This window comes from Streptomyces sp. NPDC001634 (assembly GCF_040298185.1).
Taxonomy (GTDB): Bacteria; Actinomycetota; Actinomycetes; order Streptomycetales; family Streptomycetaceae; genus Streptomyces.
In genome coordinates this window covers 18,544-28,356 of sequence record NZ_JBEOZU010000009.1, presented here as the reverse complement: position 1 = coordinate 28,356, position 9,813 = coordinate 18,544, and the positions used below count along the sequence as shown (strand labels likewise).

6 protein-coding genes and 1 pseudogene are annotated in these 9,813 nt (G+C 71.2%); 5 read left to right on the top strand and 2 right to left on the bottom strand.

Features of this window, described 5'->3' with window-relative positions; genetic code table 11:
* Window position 1: 1 nt before the first annotated feature.
* The 5 genes and pseudogenes from gnd to ABT186_RS08025 form a co-directional block, all read left to right on the top strand.
* Entirely contained in the window at window positions 2-880 is an 879-nt protein-coding gene (gene gnd / locus ABT186_RS08045) for a phosphogluconate dehydrogenase (NAD(+)-dependent, decarboxylating) (protein WP_351222960.1), read from the top strand.
* Between the two features lie 7 nt (window positions 881-887).
* On the top strand, window positions 888-1,493 hold the full coding sequence (locus tag ABT186_RS08040) for a histidine phosphatase family protein (RefSeq protein WP_351924139.1): 606 nt from the start codon (window positions 888-890) through the stop codon (window positions 1,491-1,493).
* A gap of 712 nt (window positions 1,494-2,205) precedes the next feature.
* Window positions 2,206-5,076 (top strand): peroxidase family protein, encoded by a 2,871-nt coding sequence (locus ABT186_RS08035; protein ID WP_351924137.1) that lies wholly within the window; start codon window positions 2,206-2,208, stop codon window positions 5,074-5,076.
* Entirely contained in the window at window positions 5,069-6,463 is a 1,395-nt protein-coding gene (locus tag ABT186_RS08030) for a hypothetical protein (protein WP_351222966.1), read from the top strand. Before ABT186_RS08035 ends, ABT186_RS08030 begins: the two co-directional genes overlap by 8 nt.
* 137 nt (window positions 6,464-6,600) lie before the next feature.
* A pseudogene (locus tag ABT186_RS08025) lies at window positions 6,601-6,891 on the top strand (TetR-like C-terminal domain-containing protein); the annotation flags it as partial.
* A gap of 227 nt (window positions 6,892-7,118) precedes the next feature.
* Here the strand turns inward: ABT186_RS08025 and ABT186_RS08020 are convergent.
* Window positions 7,119-8,909, bottom strand: coding sequence for a bifunctional sugar phosphate isomerase/epimerase/4-hydroxyphenylpyruvate dioxygenase family protein (locus tag ABT186_RS08020; protein WP_351924135.1), 1,791 nt, complete (start codon window positions 8,907-8,909; stop codon window positions 7,119-7,121).
* Window positions 8,910-8,920: 11 nt separating this feature from the next.
* The gene (locus ABT186_RS08015; RefSeq protein ID WP_351222970.1) at window positions 8,921-9,799 is read right to left on the bottom strand and encodes a shikimate dehydrogenase; all 879 of its coding nucleotides are present in this window, start codon (window positions 9,797-9,799) and stop codon (window positions 8,921-8,923) included.
* Window positions 9,800-9,813: the final 14 nt, after the last annotated feature.

Here is a 9,813-nt window from a genome sequence, read left to right as displayed (position 1 = left end):
TATGCAGCTCGGACTCATCGGCCTCGGCAAGATGGGCGGCAACATGCGCGAGCGGATCCGCCGCGCAGGCCACACCGTCATCGGCTACGACCGCAACCCCGACGTCTCCGACGTGAAGAGCCTCGCCGAACTGGTCGAACAGCTCGACGCCCCGCGCGTGGTCTGGGTGATGGTCCCGGCCGGCCACGCCACCCAGTCCGTCATCGACGAGCTGGGGGACCTGCTGTCGCCCGGCGACACGGTGGTCGACGGCGGCAACTCCCGCTGGACAGACGACGAGAAGCACGCCGCGGAACTCGGCATCAAGGGCATCGGCTTCGTGGATGCGGGCGTCTCCGGCGGCGTTTGGGGCCTGCAGAACGGCTATGCGCTGATGGTCGGCGGCGACAAGGAGCACGTCGAGCGGCTCCAGCCGATCTTCGAGGCACTCAAGCCGGAGGGCCCGTACGGGTACGTCCACGCGGGCCGGGTCGGCGCCGGGCACTTCTCGAAGATGGTCCACAACGGCATCGAGTACGCCATGATGCAGGCGTACGCCGAGGGCTGGGAGCTGCTGGAGAAGGTCCACTCCGTGGAGAACGTCCGCGAGGTCTTCCGCTCCTGGCAGGAGGGCACGGTCATCCGCTCCTGGCTGCTGGACCTCGCGGTCAACGCACTCCAGGAGGACGAGCACCTGGACAAGCTGCGCGGCTGGGCCGAGGACTCCGGAGAGGGCCGCTGGACCGTGGAGGCGGCCATCGACAACGCGGTGCCGCTGCCCGCGATCACCGCCTCGCTGTTCGCGCGTTTCAGCTCGCGTCAGGACGACTCGCCGCAGATGAAGATGATCGCGGCGCTGCGCAACCAGTTCGGCGGCCACGCCGTCGAGTCCGCGGAGTAGGTGAGCCGTGGGCGACCTCCTGCTGGTCCGCCACGGCGAAACCGAGTGGAGCGTCTCGGGACAGCACACCAGCTGGACCGATCTCCCGCTCACCCACCGGGGCGAGGAAGAGGCCAAGTCCCTCGCCCCGGTGCTCGCCGGACGCACCTTCGCTCTCACCCTCACCAGCCCCCTGCACCGGGCGATACGCACCGCGGAACTCGCGGGCCTGTCCGGCGCCGCGCCCGACCCCGATCTGCACGAGTGGGACTACGGCGGCTACGAGGGCATCACCACCGCGGAGATCCACCGCACCCGGCCCGACTGGGTGCTGTGGGCCGACGGGGTGCCGCCGGGCCCGCCCGGACACCCCGGTGAGTCGCCGGACGAGGTGGGAGCGCGCGCCGACCGGGTGCTGGCCCGCATCGCGCCCGCCCTCGCCGAAGGCGATGTGATCCTCGTGGCACACGGACACTTCCTGCGCGTCCTCACCGCTCGCCGCCTCGGTCTTCCGGCCACCGAGGGCCGGCTGTTCCAGCTGGCGACGGGAACGGTCAGCCGGCTGTCCACCGAGCACGACTGGCCCGTGATCGCGGAATGGAACACATCCGGAACTGCTGCGGCTCCCCGCTAGTTTCGCCGCCGCTTCGAGGGCTGTCGATCCGCGGACAGGGCAGGCGCGGTTCGGTGTTCTCCGGCCCGGCCGGGCTCGGCCGGTCGCAGCAGGGGCCGCAGCACGCGGCGAGCCGCCTCGCTGACGCGCACCGCCAGTTCGCCGGGCGCCGCGGCCGGACGGGTGGCGGGGGTGCGCAGGGCGCCGCCCGGCGGCGAGATCGTCTCGATGGCCGTGTCGGCGGCGAAGGCGAGCGCCGTGCGGGGTTCACCGACTTGCCGCGCAGGCCGCGCTCAAGGACCCCGACGGCCGGATGACGGGTGGCGCGGATGTTGCGCTGGAAGCCCGCGTGGACATCGTACGTGCGGCCGTGCCCGGGTCGCCGCGCTGTCCGAATCCGGCGTACGAGTACGCCGCGCAGGTCGCCGGCGCGTGCGGGTCGAGGCCGTACACCACCGCGGAGCACGGTCGTCAACCGCGGACCAGTCACTCCTCGGCCAACCTCGGCAGTGCCGGGTGGGATTGCTGGGGGCCGAGGAGTGCACGGGATGGACACCAGTTTCGAACTGGATTTCGGCCATTCCGATGACGAGCGCAAATACCACTGATCGTCCTATTGTTCGTAGAGCTCACGACACGGCGCACATCGGCGGGAAGCACCGCTGTGGGCGCCCCGGGCAGGGCCGATAACGTGCTGGCCCCTGCGTACGCATCCGCACGAAGGAAGCGACCGATGGCCGAGACCGGGCAGCACGAGCAGCAGTACGAGCGATACGAAGGCGGCAGTCCCGAGGCGGAACGGCTGGTGTTCGAGCGCCTGGCCAAGGAACTGATGGAGGTGCAGCTCAGGAACCGGCGGGCCGGCGGAGGCGCGATTTCGCGCACCTTCCATGCCAAGGCACCTTTGGCGGTGGAGAACGCCCGGCTGCGCTTCCACGACGATCTGCCGGCCGATCTGCGCGTCGGGTTCGCCCAGCCGGGCGCCGAGTACCCGGCGACCGTGCGGCTGTCCAACGCAAGCGGCATCCGGCAGGGCGATGGGGCACCCGACCTGCGCGGTGCGGCCGTACGGGTGCGGGTGTCGGCGGAGGAGAGCCACGACCTGCTGGCGACCAGTCACCCCGTCTCACACGCCCGCAATGCGCGGGAGTTCGTGGCGTTCGCCAAGGCGATGGCAGGCGCCCGCACCCCGCTGCAGAAGGCGTTCGGGCTGTTCGTGAAGCTCCCGCTGGCGGTCGGCCTCGGCACCGCCAACCGGATGCGCCGCACTGTGCAGGCCGCGGCCCGGCACGCCGTCACCTCCCTCGCCTCCGAGACGTACTGGAGCCGCGGGGCGATCCTGTGGGGCGAAGCCGGACCGGTGCGCTATCTGCTGCGTCCCGCTCCGGGCAGCCCGCCCGCGCTTTCGCCCGACCGTGAGGACCCCGACTTCCTGCACCGCGAGATCGCGCAGCGGCTGGCGAAGGCCGACGTCGTCTTCGACCTGTGCGTCCAGCGGTTCGCCGACGAGCGGCACACCCCGGTCGAGGACGCGTCGGTGGAGTGGAAGGAGGGGGTCTCCCCCGTCGTGCCGATCGCCCGGCTGACCGTGCCCGGCCAGGACCTGGACGGCGCCGAGGCCCGGGCCGCCGCCCGCCGCATCGACGAGCTCTCCTTCAACCCCTGGTACACGACGGACGAGTTCCGTCCGCTCGGCAACATCAACCGGGCGCGCAAGGCCGCCTACCAGGCGAGCAGCGCCCATCGGCAGGGCCTCAAGTTCGTCACTCCGGAGCCGTTGCAGAACCGGCTCCTGGCACCGCCGGTGGGCGCGGCGTTCCGGCTGCTGAACCGCTCTGTGCCCTGGCACCGGCTGCCGTTGCAGCTGAGCCTGCTGAACCTGGTGTTCCTGCGCAAGGTGCTGCGCCGGCAGAACCTGATCGACACCGAACCCCACGAGGCGCCGCCCAGGGCCCAGCCGGTGCCGGAGCCGATCCCTGAACGGCTGCGCACCGAGCGGTCGTACGACGGCAGGTACGACGATCTGTCCGTCCCGAGGATGGGCGCGGTGGGCGCCACCTTCGGCCGCAACCTGAAGCCGGACTACCGGCCCGATCTCTTCGACACCCCCAACCCGGTCACGGTCAGCCGAGAACTGCTGTACCGCGAGCGGTTCCTGCCCGCAACCTCGCTCAACGTCCTCGCCGCCGCGTGGATCCAGTTCCAGGTGCACGACTGGGTCAACCACCGCCGCTACAAGCCGGGCGAGCGCTCGGTCGAGGTGCCGCTGCCGCCCGGCAGCGGGCCCTGGCACAACACACCGGGCGGCCCGGCCGAGAACGTGATGCGGTTCGCGGAGAACGAGGGCATCGAGGTACCGGGGGGCCGTCCGCCGATCCTGTTCGGGAACGTCGCCTCACACTGGTGGGACGGCTCCGAGGTGTACGGCGAGGACGAGCAGACGGCCCGGTTCCTGCGCGAGCCCGACGGGGGTGCCCGGATCCGCCTGGAGGACGGCCATCTGCCGATCGGGGCGAACGGTATTCCGCTCACCGGCTTCAACGAGAGCTGGTGGATGGGGCTCAGTGCGATGCACACGCTGTTCGCGCGGGAACACAACACGGTCTGCGATGCGCTGCGCGCCGAGTACCCGTCGATGAGCGAGGAGCGGATCTACCACACGGCCCGGCTGGTGGTCTCGGCGCTGATCGCGAAGATCCACACGGTGGAGTGGACGCCGGCGATCCTCGCCACCGAGGCCATCGACCTCGCGCTGAAGACCAACTGGCAGGGTCCGCCGAAGAACTGGCTCAACCAGCTGGGCCTGTGGCTCTTCGAGGCGCACTCCCTCAAGGGCATCCCGAAGACGCTGCCCGACCACCACGCGGCGCCGTACTCGCTGACCGAGGACTTCGTCACGGTCTACCGGATGCATCCGCTGATCCCGGACGACTACGAGCTGTGCGAGCACCACTTCGGGCAACGGCTGGAGACGGTCGGCTTCACGGACATCCAGGGCGGCGCGGCCGAGTCGCAGATCCGCAAGACGGGCCTGGCGAACACGCTGTACTCGTTCGGCATCGCCCACCCGGGCGCGATCACCCTGCACAACTTCCCGCGCGCGCTTCAGCACTTCGAGCGGGACGGCGAGATCATCGACCTGTCGGTGGTCGACCTGGTGCGCACCCGGCGGCGCGGCGTCCCGCGCTACAACGACTTCCGCGCGGGGTTGCACAAGCAGCGCATCCGTTCCTTCGAGGAACTCACCGAGAACGCCGGGACGCTGACGCGCTTGAAGGAGGTCTACCGCTCCGTCGACGACATCGACACGGTGGTCGGCCTGTTCGCGGAGAACCCGCCGGCCGGGTTCGGCTTCAGCGACACCGCGTTCCGCATCTTCATCCTGATGGCCAGCCGGCGGCTTCAGTCCGACCGTTTCCTGACCGTCGACTACCGGCCCGAGGTGTACACCCCGCTGGGTATCGACTGGGTGGAGAAGGGCGGCATGAACTCCGTGATCCTGCGGCACTGCCCGGAGCTGGCGGCGCTGCTGCCGCGGGGCACGAGCGCGTTCGCGCCCTGGCGGACGGTGAAGCCGACGACGGATGGAGGCTCGGATGGCTGACCATGGCGCGGGGCCGAAGGGCGCCGGTTCAGGAGCGGGGCTGACGGACCTCTTCACCCGGCCCCTGCTGGAGACGGTCTGGCACCGTCGCACGCACCGCGTCAGCCGTGGCGCGTCGGTGCCCGCCGGCTCCATGAGCTACAGCTCACCGCACCCGCCGCTCCCGCTGTCGGAGCTGGAGGAGGCGGTACTGATCGCGCTGACCGGCTCCACCGGACTGACCATGCCCGACCGGCCCTTCGAGGACCCGCGGGACGGCCAACCCATCATGGCCAAGCCCAGTCTGACCATGACCGGACGCACCGCGGGCAGCCCGGACAACGCGCAGGGCACCCACTTCTTCATGATCAACGACTCGGGCACCTACTACCTTCGCAAGCTGCCCCCGGCGCCGAACGAACCGTTCGACACGGAGACGCTGGTGGCACGGGCGCGCGAGGCCAAGGTGCGGGTGCTCGACCACCGGCTCGACGTGGCCGATGGGATGCGCGACTTTCCTGCGTACCTCGACTCGAACCGGTTCCTGTCCAACCTGCCGGGCACGACGGTCTTCTTCCCGGTGGTCGACCTCTCGCACCAGTACATCAACGCGCTGATGTACCTGCTCACCCAGCCGGACGGGGCGCGCCCCACGATCGTCGACGACCGCAACTTCTACCGGCCCGCCGGGGTGAGGAAGTGGATCGACAACGGCTTCCTCAACAAGGACCTCAAACTGCCGCTGGGCGCGCTCGGCCCCATGCGCACCCAGATCGAGGCGGACCTGCTGCTGCAGAACCTGATGCTGACGGCCGAGGCGATGGGCCTGGGCGCCTGGATCCACGCCTCACTGAACCCGCAGATCGCCCTGGGCGACCCGAAGTTCTCCAGCCGGTACGGGAAGATGCTCGGCTTCACGTTCGTCACCCCCCGCTGGCGCCTCGCCGACATCTGGCGCTGGCACGTCCCGCTGCCCAGGTACGCGACCCTGCGCTCCCATCCGGTCGGCCTCACGTCGCCCGAGGGCGAACCCCTGATCGCGGCCGCCTGCCCGCCCGCGCACCCGTCCATGTCGGACGCGGTCGACGCGGTCATCAGGTCGAAGTTCGGGCCGGGCGGCGTCTACACCGACAAGGACGTCTTCACCCGCATCTACAAGGAGGACTACGGGCAGCGCTACCTCGCCGAGGCGAGTGAGTACGAGGAACGGGTCATCGACTGCGCCCGGGACATCTGCGAGTACATCATCACGACGCACCGCCGCTTCCCGGCGCACACCGACGCGATCCATGTCCCGGGCATCTGGCTGCAGGCGCACCACGTGGAGGGCGACTACTACGACCGGTTCTTCAACCACGGTCTGACGGAGGCACATCGACGGCACGCGGAGCTGTGGGACCAGGCCTGAGCACGCAGGTGACAGCCCTCGGACGACCGGGGGCACCACGCAGTCGATCGGATACGGGCCGGGCTCCGCGAGGGCCCGGCCCAGCTGCGTCGTGAACTCCCCGGCCCTGGCGGCCCAGCGAATCCGACCCTGGCGCCGTCTTCAAGGCGCTGATCGCCCAGGCGCAGCACGACCCGGTGTTCGCCCAGGACTTCCGGTCCAGATGTCTCGACGTGCAGCGCTGCCGCGACCGCCTGCCACTGGAACGGGCCGTGGACAGGGGGCAGCTCCCTGCCGACCTCGACATGGCGGCCGAGACGGACCAGCTCCTGGGCCCTCTGTACTACCGCGCGATGGTGACCGACGAGCCGATCGGCCACGCATTCACCGACGGGCTCGTCGACGCATTCCTCCGCCGACATGGGCTGCCGACGCGGGCGAGGTCCTGAGCACGTGTGGCCCGATGCGCGAGTACGCGAGACGACCGCGGCTGCCTTGCCCGACCATGGTGGGCATTGCATCACCACCTGCCGCAGGCCGCCCTTGGCGCGGCTCCCCACGTCAACGGGGAGTCGCACACCGGACACCACCGCTGAACCGGCAGCCCGACGAACTCGGACACACCGCCAGGCCGGACCCGACCGAAGATCCAGCTCCGGGGTTCAGACGCAGGTACTCAGCGCACCGGCCGCCCCGCGTGCTGAGCCGCCAGCCGCACCGGCGCGTTCTGGGCGCCGTAACCCCGGTATCCGCCGTCCCGCTGGACCAGTTCGAAGAAGACGCGGCCCACGGTCTGCGTGTAGCAGTGGCGGAAGGTGCCGTGCTCGTCACGGTCGTAGAGGATGCCGAGGTCGTGGTACGTCTCCAGCTCGCCGTCGGCGAACTCGAACCGCGCCGCGAGGTCGTCGTAGTAGTTCGCGGGCACCTCCAGGAGCCGGCCGCCCGCCTCGCGGAAGCGCCGGGCCGCCGCGGCCACGTCCCCGGTGGCGAGCGCGATGTGCTGGGCGCGGGCGCCGTTGTCGGTGGGGGCGGGTCCAACGCTCAGGGCGATGCGCACGCTGCCGTCGGCGTTGGTGACCGCGCGGCTGCGGTGCAGTCCGTAGGGGTCGGCGACGTCGACGCTCTCCCGGGCGGTCAGGCCGAGCACGCTGCGGTGGAAGAGGGCCGCCTCGTCGAACTGGTGCCAGGGCTGGGTGAGGGCGAGGTGGTCGATACGGTCGACGCCGGGGGCCGGGATCTCGTGCGGGACGTCCTCGAAGTCGCCCCGCCAGCTGGGAAGTCCGGGCTGTTCGGTGGAGCAGAAGAAGAGTTCCGTGCCGTCTGGGGCGGCCACCGCCTCCAGCGGGGCGTCCGCGAGGGCGCGGCGGCGTGGCAGGACCGGGGCGAGGAGGGCCTCGGCGCGGTGGGCGGCGCCCGCCGGGTCCGGTGACTCCAGGCCGATCGCGGCGAGCGCGGTGCCGTCGCGGCGTGCGGCCGGACCCGTGTTGACGAGGACGCGGGCCTCTCCCTGCTCCCAGAGGTCCACGGGCTTGGTGCGGTGCCGGGCCGTCCGGGCGAAGCCGAGCGCGCCGAGGAGCGCGGAGACCGGGTCGACGTCCGGGGTGACGAGTTCGGCGAACGCGATGCCGGTCGGCACGACGGGCGCAGGCGGGGTCGCGAGCCCGGTCGCCTCCTGGAGGACAAGGAGCGAGCGGCGGGCGTCCACCGCGGTGGGGCCCGCCTCGGCCTGCCGGAAGACGTCGTTGAAGACCTCCAGGGACAGCGGGCCGGTGTAGCCGGCGCGCATCACGTGTCCGAGGAGCCCGGCGACATCGAAGCCGCCCTGGCCGGGGAAGCAGCGGTAGTGGCGGCTCCATTGCAGGACGTCCATCGCCATCAGCGGGGCGTCGGCCAGCTGCAGGAAGAAGATCTTCTCGCCGGGTATGTCCTCGATGCCCTTGGGGTCGCTGCCCCGGGCGAGGATGTGGAAGCTGTCCAGGCAGGTGCCGAGCGCGGGGTGGTCGGCGGCCTGGACGATGCGCCATGCGTGGTCGTATGTGCTGACGTGCCGGCCCCAGGCCAGCGCCTCGTAGGCGACCCGGATCCCGAAGTCCTGTGCCAGGTCGGCGAGTTTCCGCAGATGCCAGGCCGCGAGCGCGTCGTCGTCCTCGGCGAGCGGGGAGACGCTGGAGCAGACCAGAACGGTGTCCGCGCCCAGCCGGTTCATCAGCTGGAACTTGTGCCGGGCCCGGCGCAGACTCCGCTCGAACGCCTCCGGGGGGACGGCCTCGATGTCGCGCATCGGCTGGTAGAGGTCGATGGTCAGGCCGAGGTCGGCGCAGCGGGCCCGGACCTCCTCGGGGCTCAGCGGGCCGGCAAGCAGGTCGTTCTCGAAGATCTCGACGCCGTCGAAGCCGGCCCGGGCCGCGGCGGTGAGCTTCTCGGTCAGGGATCCGCTGAGCGAGACGGTGGCGATGGACGTACGCATGACGGTTCTCCCTACTGGTTGCGGGCGCCCGCCGCTCCGGCCAGCTCTGCGATGTCCGCCAGCATGCGCGTGCTGTCGGGTTCCCGGCCGGTGAACAGGCGGAAGGCGTCCGCGGCCTGGAAGACGGCCATGCCACCCCCGTCGAGGGTGAGGCAACCGAAGGTGCGGGCGGTGCGCAGCAGTTCGGTCTCCAGCGGACGGTAGACCACCTCGGCGACCCACAGTCCGGGATGCAGCAACTCGGCCGGAAATGGCAGTCCGGGGTGGGCGGCCATGCCGGTGGGCGTGGCGTGCACGATCCCGTCGGCGCCCCTCAGCAGGGCCGGCAGCGCGTCGAGGCCGGCCGCAGCCGCACGCCCGGCGCCGAAGTGTCCGTTCAGAGAGGCGGCGAGGCCGCCTGCACGGTCGGGCAGGGCGTCGACGACGGTGACGTTCCCGGCGCCGAGCGTCAGCAGGGCGTGTGCGACGGCCGCACCCGCGCCGCCCGCGCCCAGCTGCACCACCCGCTCCAGCGGGGCGTCGGGCAGTCCGCGGGCGAAGGAGGCCGCGAAGCCGGTGACATCGGTGTTGTGGCCGACGGCCCGGCCGTCCTCGAAGACGACGGTGTTGACCGCGCCGAGCGCCTCGGCCTGCGGGGCGAGCGCGTCCAGATGGGGGATGACGAGCTGCTTGCACGGATGCGTGATGTTCAGCCCGTCGAAGCCCAGGTCGCGGGCGGCCCGGACCAGATCGCCCACGGCTTCCGGCCCGACGCCGAGCGCGTCGATGTCGATCAGCCGGTAGAGGTAGCGCACCCCCTGGCGGCCGGCCTCCCGCTCGTGCAGGGCGGGGCTGAGCGAGGGACCGATGCCCGAGCCGATGAGGCCGACGAGATATGAGTCCTGGGGCACGGCGGTTCCTCCCG